Annotated in this window: 12 protein-coding genes; 8 read left to right on the top strand and 4 right to left on the bottom strand. The window is 60.1% G+C overall.

Going from position 1 to position 13,666, the window contains the following annotated elements; translation table 11 throughout:
• Nucleotides 1-7: 7 nt before the first annotated feature.
• From ACXX81_RS16540 to map, 4 genes are all read right to left on the bottom strand, one after another.
• Nucleotides 8-751 (bottom strand): M12 family metallopeptidase, encoded by a 744-nt coding sequence (locus ACXX81_RS16540; RefSeq protein ID WP_458572060.1) that lies wholly within the window; start codon nt 749-751, stop codon nt 8-10.
• Nucleotides 752-859: 108 nt separating this feature from the next.
• Entirely contained in the window at nt 860-2,059 is a 1,200-nt protein-coding gene (gene dapC / locus ACXX81_RS16535; RefSeq protein ID WP_458572059.1) for a succinyldiaminopimelate transaminase, read from the bottom strand.
• 166 nt (nt 2,060-2,225) lie between these two features.
• The gene (locus tag ACXX81_RS16530; RefSeq protein ID WP_458572058.1) at nt 2,226-4,928 is read right to left on the bottom strand and encodes a [protein-PII] uridylyltransferase; all 2,703 of its coding nucleotides are present in this window, start codon (nt 4,926-4,928) and stop codon (nt 2,226-2,228) included.
• A gap of 60 nt (nt 4,929-4,988) precedes the next feature.
• On the bottom strand, nt 4,989-5,771 hold the full coding sequence (map, locus tag ACXX81_RS16525) for a type I methionyl aminopeptidase (RefSeq protein WP_209989528.1): 783 nt from the start codon (nt 5,769-5,771) through the stop codon (nt 4,989-4,991).
• 387 nt (nt 5,772-6,158) lie between these two features.
• Between map and rpsB the strand changes: the two genes are divergently transcribed.
• From rpsB to rseP, 8 genes are all read left to right on the top strand, one after another.
• Nucleotides 6,159-6,896 carry a 30S ribosomal protein S2 gene (rpsB, locus tag ACXX81_RS16520; RefSeq protein ID WP_003219330.1) on the top strand — a complete coding sequence of 246 codons (738 nt, stop codon included), beginning with the start codon at nt 6,159-6,161 and terminating at the stop codon, nt 6,894-6,896.
• Nucleotides 6,897-7,100: 204 nt separating this feature from the next.
• The gene (tsf, locus tag ACXX81_RS16515; RefSeq protein WP_003231235.1) at nt 7,101-7,964 is read left to right on the top strand and encodes a translation elongation factor Ts; all 864 of its coding nucleotides are present in this window, start codon (nt 7,101-7,103) and stop codon (nt 7,962-7,964) included.
• A 211-nt stretch (nt 7,965-8,175) separates the two neighbouring features.
• Nucleotides 8,176-8,919 carry a UMP kinase gene (pyrH, locus tag ACXX81_RS16510; RefSeq protein WP_003189161.1) on the top strand — a complete coding sequence of 248 codons (744 nt, stop codon included), beginning with the start codon at nt 8,176-8,178 and terminating at the stop codon, nt 8,917-8,919.
• Nucleotides 8,916-9,473: a ribosome recycling factor gene (gene frr / locus ACXX81_RS16505; protein ID WP_003231233.1), complete on the top strand. Its 558-nt coding sequence runs from the start codon at nt 8,916-8,918 to the stop codon at nt 9,471-9,473. The genes pyrH and frr overlap by 4 nt, the downstream gene beginning before the upstream one ends.
• Nucleotides 9,474-9,490: 17 nt before the next feature.
• Entirely contained in the window at nt 9,491-10,246 is a 756-nt protein-coding gene (gene uppS / locus ACXX81_RS16500; RefSeq protein WP_209989532.1) for a polyprenyl diphosphate synthase, read from the top strand.
• Nucleotides 10,247-11,053: a phosphatidate cytidylyltransferase gene (locus ACXX81_RS16495; protein ID WP_209989534.1), complete on the top strand. Its 807-nt coding sequence runs from the start codon at nt 10,247-10,249 to the stop codon at nt 11,051-11,053.
• Nucleotides 11,050-12,240 carry a 1-deoxy-D-xylulose-5-phosphate reductoisomerase gene (ispC, locus tag ACXX81_RS16490; protein WP_231421988.1) on the top strand — a complete coding sequence of 397 codons (1,191 nt, stop codon included), beginning with the start codon at nt 11,050-11,052 and terminating at the stop codon, nt 12,238-12,240. Before ACXX81_RS16495 ends, ispC begins: the two co-directional genes overlap by 4 nt.
• Before the next feature lie 53 nt (nt 12,241-12,293).
• Nucleotides 12,294-13,646: a sigma E protease regulator RseP gene (rseP, locus tag ACXX81_RS16485; RefSeq protein WP_458572057.1), complete on the top strand. Its 1,353-nt coding sequence runs from the start codon at nt 12,294-12,296 to the stop codon at nt 13,644-13,646.
• Nucleotides 13,647-13,666: the final 20 nt, after the last annotated feature.

Here is a 13,666-nt window from a genome sequence, read left to right as displayed (position 1 = left end):
GCAACGTCTACCGGTAGGCAGTTGAATTGGCGTCGCTGCCTTTAAAGCGGCTGGGCGTATAAAGCGTGCGAATGATTGCCTGGTCTCCCTTGGATAATGAGTAGTTTGGCGGCACTGCTTTTCCATCGATAGTTTCGCCGACATTAATGTGGTAGTGCATGATTGATCGGTCGTCGTAGGGGGACAGGAGTAGATCGGGTCCGGTATGAGTACTAAACATGTTGATCTCAACCGTATCTGCATCCCAGCCTTCGCTGTCACTCATGGACTTATAGACGTAGTCCTTGTCCCAGTTGATCGTGTTAGCCGGGTGTTGGTGTTCGTGCTCCATTCCCAGGGCATGCCCGATTTCATGCAAGGCCGTCGTGCGAAAGACTGCCGAGTCGTCATTCCTGTCCAGGTGCATCGTCGGCTCGTCCAACGGCGTGTTTTCTGCGTCGGTACCGATCTCCGACCAATTACCCTGCAAACCCTCGTCATCGCTGATTCGAATGTCGCCTTCCTTGCCGTCGACAACGTTGAATTGCAGTGCGGGGGTGTGATGAGCCCATTCCCTGAGTGCGTCGATTACCAGTGCCTTACTTCTGTTGTCTCTCAGGTCCAATGCGATATTAACAATGCCGTCAGGCCATCTCTTACCCGTGTCCGCAATGCCTCTTTTGGTTCGAGATACATGTTCGGAGGCTGAAGCTTCTCTATGCATGTCAGATGGGTGAGGAGTAAAGGTCGATACTTGAATAGGGAAACTCATGCTTTCTACGCTCGGAATAAGGTACCGAGTAGTGGAAGGCAGGGTTCAATTGGTTCCCAGGGAAAATTGACCCCGCACTGCATTGCACAGCGCGGGATTTGAAAGGGATTACCGGGCGCGCTGAATGAAATCGCGAATCCGCTCCGCCGCTTCTACGCACTCTGCCAGCGGTGCCACCAGCGCCAGGCGTACGCGACCGGCGCCAGGGTTTACGCCGTCCGCTTCCCGCGACAGGTATGAGCCCGGCACCACGGTCACATGCTCTTGCACAAACAGGTCGCGGCAGAACGCGGCGTCGTCCCCCTGCACATTCGGCCACAGGTAAAAGCCTCCGTCCGGGTGTTGTACGTCCAGCACCGGCTTGAGGATGGCCAGCACCGCGTCGAATTTCTCGCGATACAGATCACGGTTGGCCTGCACGTGGGCCTCATCCTGCCAGGCCGCAATGCTGGCGAGTTGGGTCTGCACCGGCATCGCGCAGCCGTGGTAGGTGCGGTACAGCAGGAAGGCCTTGAGGATGTCGGCATCGCCCGCCACGAACCCGGAACGCAGACCCGGCAGGTTGGAGCGTTTGGACAGGCTGTGGAACACCACGCAGCGCTTGAAATCCTGGCGACCCAGCTCGACGCAGGCGCTGAGCAGGCCCGGTGGCGGGGTGTGCTCGTCGAAGTAGAGTTCGCTGTAGCACTCGTCGGCGGCGATGACGAAGTCGCACTCGTCGGCCAGGGCGATAAGTTTTTTCAGGGTGTCGACCGGGATGAGTGCGCCGGTCGGGTTGCCTGGGGAGCACAGGAAGAGGATCTGGCAGCGCTTCCAGATGTCCGGTGACACCGCGTCGAAATCCGGGTTGAAGCCGTTTTGATCCAGGCACGGCAGGTAATGCGGCTTGGCTCCAGCGAGGAACGCGGCGCCTTCGTAGATCTGGTAGAACGGGTTCGGGCTCACCACCAGCGCGTCGTCGCTGCGATTGACCACGGTCTGGGTAAAGGCGAACAGCGCCTCACGGGTGCCGTTGACCGGCAGAATATTGCGCGCCGGGTCCAGCCAGCCCTTGGGCACATTGAAGCGACGTTCGCACCAGGCACCAATGGCTTCGCGCAGTGCCGGGATGCCCAGGGTGGTCGGGTACACCGCCATCTGGTCGAGGTTGTTGCTCAGCGCCTCGGCCACGAAGGAGGGAGAGGTGTGCTTGGGTTCGCCGATGGACAGGGCAATCGGGCGCTTGTCCGGGTTTGGCGTGACGCTGCCGAGCAGCGCGCGCAGTTTCTCGAACGGGTAGGGCTGCAGCTGGTTCAGGGCGTTGTTCATTGCAAGTCTCGTCAAATTCGGTTGTCGGCACGCGGTCTGGTTGCCGGGGGGGAACATCCACTGTGGGAGGGGGGCTTGCTCCCGATTACGGTGTGTCAGTCAGCTGATTTTTATCTGATCCACTGCTATCGGGAGCAAGCCCCCTCCCACATGATCCCGGCATGGCTCAAATAGTCAGGCGGGTCAGCTCAACGCCGGGCTCCTGGGTCACGCTCAATTGCTGCACGATCGCCGCCTGCAGGCGCAGGCACAGTTCGGGGTCGGACAGCGGCTGGTTGTCGGCGTCGGTAATAAAGAACACGTCTTCCACGCGCTCGCCGAGCGTTGCAATCTTGGCATTTTGCAGTGACAGATCGAACTCCAGGAAAATCCCGCCGATGCGCGCCAGCAGGCCGGGGCGGTCGGGCGCGCTGAGTTCCAGTACGGTGACCGGGCGCTGCGCATCGTTGGAGATGGTGACCTGGGGCGCAAAGGCAAAATGCTTGAGCTGGCGCGGCACCCTGCGCTGGATAATGGTCGGGTAATCGTCCGGGTTGCGCAGGGCGTCGGTCAGGCCATCGCGGATCTTCTTCACCCGCGCCGGGTTGTCGCCGATGGACTCGCCCTCGGTGTCGAGCACGATGTAGGTGTCGAGGGTGAACTGGCTGCTGGAAGTGATCACCCGGGCGTCATGGATGTTCAGGTTGAGCTGGTCCATGGCCGCCACGGTTACCGCGAAGAAGTCGTGCTGGTCGGGCGCATAGATGAAGATCTGCGTGCCGCCCTCGAATTCGCGCTGGGTGGTTTCCTTGATCAGCACCAGCGGGCCACCATCGGCCGGCTGCTGCAGGATCGCGTCGGTGTGCCAGGCCACATCGCCGGCGGTGTGGCGCAGGAAGTAATCGTCGCCCAGTTGCGACCACAGTTGCTCGACGTCGTCCGGGTCGTTGCCGCCGCGCACCAGAATGTCCAGGGCCGCGCTCTGGGTGCGACGGATCTGCTCTTCGCGGTCCACCGGGTTTTCCAGGCCGCGGCGCAGGGCGCGCTTGGTCTCGGTGTACAGCTGGCGCAACAGGCTGGCGCGCCAGGAATTCCACAGCGTCGGATTGGTGGCGTTGATGTCGGAAACAGTCAGCACGTACAGGTAGTCGAGGTGGGTTTCATCGCCTACGATCTGCGCGAAGTCGTGGATCACCTGCGGGTCGGACAAGTCCTTGCGCTGGGCGGTGGTCGACATCACCAGGTGGTTCTGCACCAGCCACACGATCAGGCGGCTGTCCCACAGCGGCAGCTGGTGGCGCTGGCAGAATGCTTCGGCGTCGACCGCGCCGATTTCCGAGTGATCGCCATGCCGGCCCTTGCCGATATCGTGGTACAGGCCGGCGAGGTAGATCAGTTCCGGCTTGGGCAGCTTGGCCATGAGCTTGCTGGCCAGCGGAAACTTCTCCGACACCTGGGTGTACTGCAACTTGCGCAGATGCTTGATCAGGTTGAGGGTGTGGGCGTCGACGGTGTAGATGTGGAACAGGTCGTGCTGCATCTGCCCGACGATAAAGCCGAACTCCGGCAGGTAGCGCCCGAGGATGCCGTAGCGGTTCATCCGCCGCAGGTTGCGATGGATGCCAATCCTGCACTTGAACAGTTCGATAAACAGGCTGGTGTTGCGAATGTCGTTGCGAAACTCGTCATCGATCAGGTGACGGTTTTCCCGCAGCAGGCGAATCGTGTCGGCGCGCACGCCTTTGATCTCCGGCTGCTGGGCCATCAGCACGAAGATTTCGAGCATGGCGAACGGGGTGCGGCTGAACACGTTGTCGTTGCGCGCCTCGATATAGCCGTCGTGCAACTGGAAGCGCGAGTTGATGGGCTGCGGCGGCGCCTCATCCTCGGGCGCGAGGATCACTTCTTCGAAGTGCTGGATGATCAGGTCGCTGAGTTGGGCAATGCTCATCACCACCCGGTAATACTGCTGCATGAAGCTTTCGATGCTGGTCTTTGCGTCTTCGCCCTCGAAGCCGAGCAGGGTGGCGATGGAGCGCTGGTGGTCGAACAGCAGGCGGTCTTCCGAGCGCCCGGCGAGCATGTGCAGCGCGTAGCGCACCTTCCACAAAAACTCCTGGGACGACGCCAGCAGGGCGTTTTCGCTTTCGACCAGGAAGCCTTCGCCGGCCAGGGCGCGCAGGTTCAGGGTGCCGTACTGGCGCCGCGCTACCCACAAAATCGTCTGGATATCCCGCAGCCCGCCGGGCGAGCCTTTGACGTTGGGCTCGAGGTTGTATTCGGTGTCGTTGTACTTGTGGTGCCGGGCTTTCTGCTCGGTGCGCTTTGCCAGGAAGAACTCCTTGCTCGGCCACATGTGCGCGGTGCTGGTGACTTCCAGCATGCGCTGGCGCAGGCGCTCGGGGCCGGCGATGGTGCGGCTTTCCATCAGGTTGGTGATGACGGTCAGGTCGGCCCGGGCCTCTTCGGCGCATTCGGCCACCGAGCGCACGCTCTGACCGACTTCCAGGCCGATATCCCACAGCAAAGTGAGAAAGCGCTCTATGGAATCGCGAAAGATCTCATGGTCGTCGCTGTCCAGCAGGATCAGCAGGTCGATGTCGGAGTAGGGGTGCAGTTCGCCGCGCCCGTAACCGCCGACTGCCACTAGAGCGATATCCGCCTCGCGGCTCCAGCTGAACTGCTCCCAGGCCTTTTGCAGGATGTTGTCGACGAACCAGGCGCGATCCTCGATCAGTCGACGAATGTCCCGGCCGCTGCGAAAGCGCGCATCGAGCACTTCGCGGGCCTGGCGGATGGCCTTCTTGAACGCGGCGATGGGGCTCGCCTTCAGGGCCAGTTCGGCCTGGAACTGGCCACGGTCGAAGAGTTCGGGATCCACCTGGGGCATCGATCGGCTTTCCTTTCTATCTATTGAGTCGCACGCAACGTGGGAAAACCAGCGCAAGCCTTATGGCGAGACGCGTGCAATCGTGTCGTCGGCGCGCAGGGTGAAGATCTCGTAGCCGGTCTCGGTGACGAGCAAGGTGTGTTCCCACTGGGCCGAGAGCTTGCGGTCCTTGGTGATGGCCGTCCAGCCGTCGCCCAGCACCTTGGTGTCGGCCTTGCCCTGGTTGATCATCGGTTCGATGGTGAAAGTCATGCCCGCTTTGAGCTCCATGCCGGTGCCGGCACGGCCGTAGTGCAGGATCTGCGGCTCTTCATGGAACACGGTACCGATGCCGTGGCCGCAGAATTCACGGACCACCGAGAAGCCGTTCTTTTCGGCGTGCTTCTGGATCACTTCACCGATGTCGCCCAGGCGGCAGCCGGGTTTGACGATCTCGATGGCCTTGTACATGCATTCCTGGGTCACCTGGGACAGGCGTTCGGCCCAGACCGGCACGTTGCCGACATGGAACATGCGGCTGGTGTCGCCGAAGTAGCGGTCCTTGATCACCGTGACGTCGATGTTCAGGGTGTCGCCGTCCTTCAGCGGTTTGTCGCCCGGGATGCCATGGCACACCACGTGGTTGACCGAGGTGCAGATCGACTTGGGGAAACCCTTGTAGTTGAGCGGTGCGGGGATGGCGCCCTGTACATTGACGATGTAATCGTGGCAGATCTGGTTCAGGGTTTCGGTGGTGACGCCGGGCTTGACGTGTTCGGCGATCATTTCCAGCACATCCGCAGCCAGCTTGCCGGCGATGCGCATGCCGGCGATGTCTTCGGCGGTTTTCAAACTAACGGTCATACGGACTCTCTCTAGCGCAACGCGCTGAAATCAATACGGTTCAAGGGCGTGCGATAAAAGGTTACAGAATTCGCACAAGCCGCAAAAAACGCGATTCTATCAGACGCGGGCGGCAAATCATGAGCCCCTGATGATCGCTTCTCTCTATAAGGTGGGGCTAAATTGGCTCTATTCAAAGGGTTACAGTCGGGTTGCGCAGGCCGGATGTGATTTCGAGTTCCGTTTTCGTCTTCGCCGTGGTATAAAATGCGCCGCTTTCCGGGGATACCCCGCAGAGCTTAAATCCACACACGTGTCGACACGATGACCTGGGTGCCGGAGGCCTTGATGCCGCTGGTTGGTCATTGGGATACGTGGAGGCCAAACCCGACTTATTAAGGAACTATCATGTCCCAAGTCAACATGCGCGATATGCTGAAGGCCGGTGTGCACTTCGGTCACCAGACCCGTTACTGGAACCCGAAAATGGGCAAGTACATTTTCGGCGCGCGTAACAAGATTCACATTATCAACCTTGAAAAAACCCTGCCGATGTTCAACGAAGCACTGACCTTCGTAGAGCGCCTGGCCCAGGGCAAAAACAAGATTCTGTTCGTCGGCACCAAGCGTTCCGCCGGCAAGATCGTTGCTGAAGAAGCAGCACGTTGCGGTTCGCCGTACGTCGATCACCGCTGGTTGGGCGGCATGCTGACCAACTTCAAAACCATCCGTGCTTCCATCAAGCGTCTGCGTGACCTTGAAGTGCAAGCCGAAGACGGTACTTTCGCCAAGCTGACCAAGAAAGAGGCGCTGATGCGCACTCGCGATCTGGAAAAGCTCGATCGTTCCCTGGGTGGTATCAAGGACATGGGCGGCCTGCCTGACGCACTGTTCGTGATCGACGTTGATCACGAGCGCATCGCGATCACCGAAGCCAACAAGCTGGGCATCCCGGTTATCGGCGTTGTCGATACCAACAGCAGCCCGGAAGGCGTTGACTACATCATCCCGGGCAACGATGACGCAATCCGCGCTATCCAGCTGTACATGGGTTCGATGGCCGACGCTGTTATCCGTGGTCGCAACCACGTTGCTGGTGGCACCGAGCAGTTCGTTGAAGAAGCTCCGGTAGCCGCAGCTGAGTAATTGACGCCCTGGCGTTGACTCAGTAAGCAAAAAGGGGGCTTGGCCCCCTTTTTGCCCCCTCGGAAACCGTTTGTCGGCGCCCACTTGTGGCAGCGCAACAGTGCAACTGTAACGTGCAGCGGCCTGCGACGGTGATTCGGGAAGAATTGATCCCCCGTTCGATCGGGTGGAATGGTTGAAAACCTATCCAAGAGGAATTTGAAAATGGCAGCAATTACTGCAGCGTTGGTTAAAGAACTGCGTGAGCGTACTGGCGAAGGCATGATGGATTGCAAGAAAGCCCTGGAAAAGGCTGACGGCGACATCGAAAAAGCCATTGATGACATGCGTGCTTCCGGCGCCATCAAGGCTGCCAAGAAAGCAGGCAACGTGGCCGCTGAAGGCGCGATCGCTCTGAAGGAAGACGGCAAATCTGCCGTGCTGCTGGAAGTGAACTCGCAGACCGACTTCCTGGCCCTGCAGGATGACTTCAAGGCGTTTGTTGCCGCCAGCGTTGAAAAAGCGTTCGCCGACAAACTGACTGACGTCGCTCCGCTGATCGAAGCTCAGGAAGCGGATCGCCTGGTACTGGTCGGCAAGGTTGGCGAAAACGTCAACATCCGTCGCCTGGTTCGCGTTGAAGGTGATGTTGTCGGTGGTTACCTGCACGGTAACAAGATCGGTGTTGCCGTTGTGCTCAAAGGCGGCAACGTTGAGCTGGCCAAGGACATCGCTATGCACGTAGCGGCCAGCAACCCTGAGTTCCTGCTGCCTTCGGAAGTTTCTGCTGAAGCCATCGAGCGTGAAAAAGCTGTGTTCCTGCAGCTGAACGAAGAAAAAATCAAAGGCAAGCCAGAAAACATTGTTGAGAACATGGTCAAAGGCCGTATCAGCAAGTTCCTGGCCGAAGCAAGCCTGGTTGAGCAGGCGTTCGTCAAGAACCCTGAAATCAAGGTTGGCGAGCTGGCCAAGAAAGCCGGTGCCGAAATCGTTTCCTTCACTTACTTCAAGGTAGGCGAAGGCATCGAGAAGCCGGTCGACAACTTCGCTGAAGAAGTTGCTGCCCAGCTGGCTGCCGCCAAGCAATAAGACAGGTTTCAACTGTCGCCCGAAAGAGGCTGCCCGCTCACGCGCGCAGCCTCTTTTCAAATGGGCAGGCCGATTTAATTTGGCTTCCCTTCGGAACTGGCTTACAAAGCCGTGTTCCGATGGCGCTGTGACAGCGTCCAGCTAGAGTGAACGCAAGCCGTAAACGGCTCGCCAAGAATTTTTAAAAAATACGCCGCAGGAGAGATTCGCAATGGCTCAGCAGGGCAGTGGTTATCAGGCTCGCTATAAACGCATTCTACTCAAGCTCAGCGGCGAGGCCCTGATGGGCTCGGAAGAGTTCGGGATCGATCCCAAAGTGCTCGACCGCATGGCGCTGGAAGTCGGCCAGTTGGTTGGCATTGGTGTGCAGGTCGGCCTCGTGATCGGCGGCGGCAACCTGTTTCGCGGTGCCGCGCTGAGTGCGGCCGGCATGGACCGTGTGACCGGTGACCACATGGGCATGCTGGCCACTGTGATGAACGCCCTGGCCATGCGTGACGCGCTGGAGCGAGCCAATATCTCGGCCATCGTGATGTCGGCTATTTCCATGGTGGGCGTGACCGATCACTATGATCGCCGCAAAGCCATGCGCCATCTCAATTCCAAAGAGGTGGTGATCTTTGCCGCCGGCACCGGTAACCCGTTCTTCACCACCGATTCGGCGGCGTGCCTGCGTGCCATCGAAATCGATGCCGACGTGGTGCTCAAGGCCACCAAGGTGGACGGTGTGTACACCGCAGACCCATTCAAAGACCCGCATGCCGAGAAGTTCGATCATCTGACCTACGATGAAGTGCTGGATCGCAAGCTGGGCGTGATGGACCTGACGGCTATTTGCCTGTGCCGCGACCACAAAATGCCGCTGCGCGTATTTAACATGAACAAGCCCGGCGCCCTGCTGAACATCGTACACGGCGGCGCGGAAGGGACTCTGATCGAGGAAGGCCAACAATGATCAACGAAATCAAGAAAGACGCTCAAGAGCGTATGCAGAAATCCCTGGACTCCCTGAACCATGCATTTGGTCAGATTCGTACAGGCAAGGCTCACCCAAGCATTCTGGGCAGCGTGATGGTGCCGTACTACGGCGCAGACACCTCCATCACTCAGGTGGCCAACATCACCGTAAAGGACTCGCGCACCCTGCAGGTCGTGGCGTTTGAGCGCAACATGCTCGGCGCCGTCGACAAGGCCATCCAGAGCGCCGGCCTGAACCTCAACCCGACCAACCTGGGCGAGTTGCTGCTGATCTCCATGCCGGCGCTGACCGAAGAGACTCGCAAGGGCTTCACCAAGCAGGCGCGCAGCGCGGCAGAAGATGCGCGCGTTGCTGTGCGTAACATCCGTCGCGATGCCCTGGGTGACCTGAAGAAGCTGGTCAAGGACAAGGAAATCAGCGAAGACGAAGAGCGTCGTGCCGTCGCCGATATCGACAAGCTGACCAAGGATGCCGAGGCGCAGATCACCAAGGCCACCGACGAGAAAGAAAAGGACCTGATGGCCGTATAAGGGGTCAGGACGCCTTCATGGAAAAGACCAAGCAGACTGTGCCCTCCGTGGTGCCGCGCCATGTCGCGATCATCATGGATGGGAATAATCGCTGGGCGAAGAAGCGCTTTATGCCGGGTGTTGCCGGGCATAAAGCGGGTGTCGACGCGGTACGGGCAGTGATTGAGGTGTGTGCCGAGGCCAAGGTCGAGGTGCTCACGCTGTTTGCCTTCTCCAGTGAGAACTGGCAGCGCCCGGCCGACGAAGTCAGTGCCTTGATGGACCTGTTCTTCAAGGCTCTGCGTCGCGAAGCCAAGCGCCTCAATGACAACAAGATCAGCCTGCGTATCATTGGCGACCGCTCGCGCTTTCATCCTGAACTGCAGACCGCCATGCGCGAAGCCGAGGCGATTACTGCCGGCGCCGACCGTTTTGTGCTGCAGATCGCCGCCAACTATGGCGGTCAGTGGGATATCGCCCAGGCTGCGCAGCGACTGGCCAGAGAAGTGCAGGCCGGTCACTTGCAACCGGAAGACATCTCGCCCGAACTGTTGCAGACCTGCCTGGTGACCGGCGATCTGCCGTTGCCGGACTTGTGCATTCGCACCGGTGGCGAGCACCGCATCAGCAATTTCCTGTTGTGGCAGCTGGCTTATACCGAGCTGTATTTCTCCGACCTGTTCTGGCCGGACTTCAAACACGATGCCATGCGCAATGCGCTGGCTGATTTCGCTTCCCGTCAGCGTCGCTTCGGTAAAACGAGCGAGCAGATCGAAGCTGGAGCCCGGGTTTAAATGCTTAAACAACGAATCATCACGGCACTCATCCTGCTGCCTATCGCGCTGTGCGGGTTTTTCCTGCTCGACGGTTCCGGCTTTGCACTGTTTATCGGTCTGGTCGTGACGCTGGGTGCCTGGGAATGGGCGCGTCTGGCGGGCTTCACCAGCCAACTGCCACGTGTGGTCTACGCCGCGGTGGTGGCGGTGCTGCTGTTCCTGATGTACATCCTGCCGGACATCGCGCCCTGGGTGTTGGGTGCGGCGGTGCTGTGGTGGGCGATGGCGACATTCCTCGTGCTGACTTATCCGCGCACCAGCGGCCACTGGTCCAGTGTCGCCTGCAAATTGGTGATCGGCCTGCTGATTCTGCTGCCGGCCTGGCAAGGGCTGGTGGAGATCAAGCGTTTCCCGATTGGTAACCAATTGATCCTGGCGGTGATGGTGCTGGTCTGGGGGGCGGACATTGGCGCGTACTTTTCCGGCCGTGCCTTCGGCAAGCGCAAGCTCGCTCCGGCCGTCAGTCCCGGTAAAAGCTGGGAGGGCGTGTACGGCGGGCTCGCGTTGACGCTGCTGATCACGCTGGTAGTCGGGATTGTGCGCGACTGGTCACTGAAGGAAATTCTCCTGGGTCTGGTGGGCACAGCGATCGTGGTGTTTATTTCGGTGGTGGGTGACCTCACCGAAAGCATGTTCAAGCGCCAGGCCGGGATCAAGGACAGCAGCAACCTGCTGCCGGGCCACGGCGGCGTGCTGGACCGTATCGACAGTCTCACCGCTGCCATTCCGATCTTTGCCGTGCTGTTGTGGATGATCGCTTCGTGAGTCGTGCGCAACAGGTAACGGTGCTGGGTGCTACGGGTTCGATAGGGCTGAGCACCCTGGATGTGATTGCGCGGCATCCTGAGCGCTATCAGGTGTTCGCCCTTACGGGCTTCACGCGCGTGAAGGAATTGCTGGCGCTGTGCGTGCGCCATGTGCCGCGCTTTGCCGTGGTGCCTGAGGCGGCGGCTGCGCGCGGCTTGCAGGATGATCTGCGCGCTGCCGGGCTGGCCACTCGGGTGCTGGTGGGCGAGGAGGGGTTGTGCCAGGTGTCAGCGGACGCCGAAGTCGACACGGTGGTGGCTGCCATCGTCGGTGCCGCCGGACTGCGTCCGACGTTGGCTGCAGTCGATGCCGGCAAGAAAATTCTGCTGGCCAATAAAGAGGCGCTGGTAATGTCCGGCGCGCTCTTTATGCAGGCGGTGCGCAAGAGCGGCGCCGTGCTGCTGCCTCTGGACAGCGAACATAACGCTATTTTCCAGTGCATGCCCGGTGATTTCGCCCGTGGCCTCAATCAGGTGGGCGTGCGTCGGATTCTGTTGACCGCCTCCGGTGGGCCTTTCCGGCAAACTCCGCTGGCGCAGCTGGAGCATGTATCGCCGGAGCAGGCGTGCGCCCATCCGAACTGGTCCATGGGCCGCAAGATTTCCGTCGACTCGGCCAGCATGATGAACAAGGGCCTGGAACTGATCGAGGCGTGCTGGCTGTTCGATGCGCGGCCGGAGCAGGTCGAGGTGGTGATCCACCCGCAAAGTGTGATTCATTCCCTGGTCGACTATGTGGACGGTTCGGTGCTGGCGCAGTTGGGCAATCCCGACATGCGTACGCCCATCGCCAATGCCCTGGCGTGGCCGGAGCGGATTGATTCGGGGGTCGCACCCCTGGACTTGTTTGCCATTGCCCGCCTGGACTTCGAAGCGCCGGACGAGCAGCGTTTTCCGTGCCTGCGCCTGGCGCGCCAGGCGGCAGACGCAGGCAACAGCGCCCCGGCGATGCTCAATGCGGCCAATGAAGTGGCCGTGGCGGCGTTTCTCGAACGGCGCATCCGCTTTCCGCAGATCGCGAGTATCATCGACGACGTCCTGAACCTTGAGCCGGTAGTGGCCGTGAATGAGTTGGCGGCGGTGTTCGAGGCTGATACAAAGGCCCGGGCCCTGGCCGAGCAATGGCTGAACCGCAACGCGCGTTAGTCGGTGGGCATGTTTGAGCCTGTGGGCACTGGATTGGAATGCGGAGAAATTAGATGAGTGCGCTCTACATGATTGTCGGCACCCTGGTTGCTCTGGGTGTGCTGGTTACCTTCCACGAATTCGGCCACTTCTGGGTGGCACGCCGTTGTGGCGTGAAGGTGCTGCGCTTTTCCGTCGGCTTCGGTATGCCGCTGGTGCGTTGGCACGACCGCCAGGGCACCGAATTCGTGATCGCAGCCATCCCGCTGGGTGGTTACGTCAAGATGCTCGATGAGCGCGAAGGCGAAGTGCCGGCTGATCAGTTGGACCAGTCCTTCAATCGCAAGACCGTTCGTCAGCGTATCGCCATTGTTGCCGCAGGCCCGATCGCCAACTTCCTGCTGGCCATGGTGTTCTTCTGGGTATTGGCCATGCTGGGCAGCCAGCAGGTGCGCCCGGTCATTGGCGCGGTCGAGGCGCAGAGCATCGCAGCCAAGGCCGGTCTGACGGCGGGGCAAGAGATAGTTTCCATTGATGGCGAGCCGACCACGGGTTGGGGCGCGGTCAATTTGCAGCTGGTGCGCCGCCTGGGTGAGAGCGGCACCGTCAATGTGGTGGTGCGCGAGCAGGATTCCAGCGCCGAAACCCCGCGTGCATTGGCGCTGGACCATTGGCTCAAGGGCGCTGACGAGCCTGATCCGATCAAATCCCTGGGTATCCGGCCGTGGCGTCCATCGTTGCCTCCGGTGCTCGCCGAGCTGGATCCGAAAGGCCCGGCCCAGGCCGCAGGTCTGAAAACCGGCGACCGCCTGCTGGCGCTCGATGGCCAGCCGCTGAATGACTGGCAGCAAGTGGTCGATCTGGTGCGTGTACGTCCTGACAGCAAAATTGTGCTGAAAGTCGAGCGTGATGCCGTGCAAATCGACGTCCCCGTGACCTTGTCGGTTCGTGGCGAAGCCAAGGCGGCCGGGGGTTACCTGGGTGCCGGAGTGAAAAGCCCGGAGTGGCCGCCGTCGATGGTGCGCGAGGTCAGCTTCGGGCCGTTGGATGCGATTGGCGAGGGCGCGAAACGCACCTGGACCATGAGTGTGCTGACCCTGGAGTCCCTCAAGAAAATGTTGTTCGGCGAGCTCTCGGTAAAAAACTTGAGTGGACCGATAACCATTGCTAAAGTGGCGGGCGCTTCTGCCCAGTCGGGTGTCGCGGATTTCCTGAATTTCCTGGCTTATCTGAGTATCAGCCTTGGAGTTCTGAATTTGTTGCCCATCCCTGTACTGGATGGGGGGCATCTGTTGTTTTATCTGGTCGAGTGGGTGCGTGGTCGCCCCTTGTCGGATCGGGTGCAGGGTTGGGGGATACAGATCGGTATCAGTTTGGTGGTCGGGGTGATGTTGTTAGCCCTGGTCAACGATCTGGGTCGTCTGTAACGCTTCGCTGAATTGCGAAT

Source organism: Pseudomonas sp. GNP013 (assembly GCF_054343995.1).
This window is presented reverse-complemented; position numbering and strand designations above follow the sequence as displayed.

Bases quoted from the DNA above. Each gene is read 5' to 3' on its own strand.
- ACXX81_RS16540 (WP_458572060.1), bottom strand. From the start codon at position 751: ATGAGTTTCCCTATTCAAGTATCGACCTTTACTCCTCACCCATCTGAC.
- dapC (WP_458572059.1), bottom strand. From the start codon at position 2,059: ATGAACAACGCCCTGAACCAGCTGCAGCCCTACCCGTTCGAGAAACTG.
- ACXX81_RS16530 (WP_458572058.1), bottom strand. From the start codon at position 4,928: ATGCCCCAGGTGGATCCCGAACTCTTCGACCGTGGCCAGTTCCAGGCC.
- map (WP_209989528.1), bottom strand. From the start codon at position 5,771: ATGACCGTTAGTTTGAAAACCGCCGAAGACATCGCCGGCATGCGCATC.
- rpsB (WP_003219330.1), top strand. From the start codon at position 6,159: ATGTCCCAAGTCAACATGCGCGATATGCTGAAGGCCGGTGTGCACTTC.
- tsf (WP_003231235.1), top strand. From the start codon at position 7,101: ATGGCAGCAATTACTGCAGCGTTGGTTAAAGAACTGCGTGAGCGTACT.
- pyrH (WP_003189161.1), top strand. From the start codon at position 8,176: ATGGCTCAGCAGGGCAGTGGTTATCAGGCTCGCTATAAACGCATTCTA.
- frr (WP_003231233.1), top strand. From the start codon at position 8,916: ATGATCAACGAAATCAAGAAAGACGCTCAAGAGCGTATGCAGAAATCC.
- uppS (WP_209989532.1), top strand. From the start codon at position 9,491: ATGGAAAAGACCAAGCAGACTGTGCCCTCCGTGGTGCCGCGCCATGTC.
- ACXX81_RS16495 (WP_209989534.1), top strand. From the start codon at position 10,247: ATGCTTAAACAACGAATCATCACGGCACTCATCCTGCTGCCTATCGCG.
- rseP (WP_458572057.1), top strand. From the start codon at position 12,294: ATGAGTGCGCTCTACATGATTGTCGGCACCCTGGTTGCTCTGGGTGTG.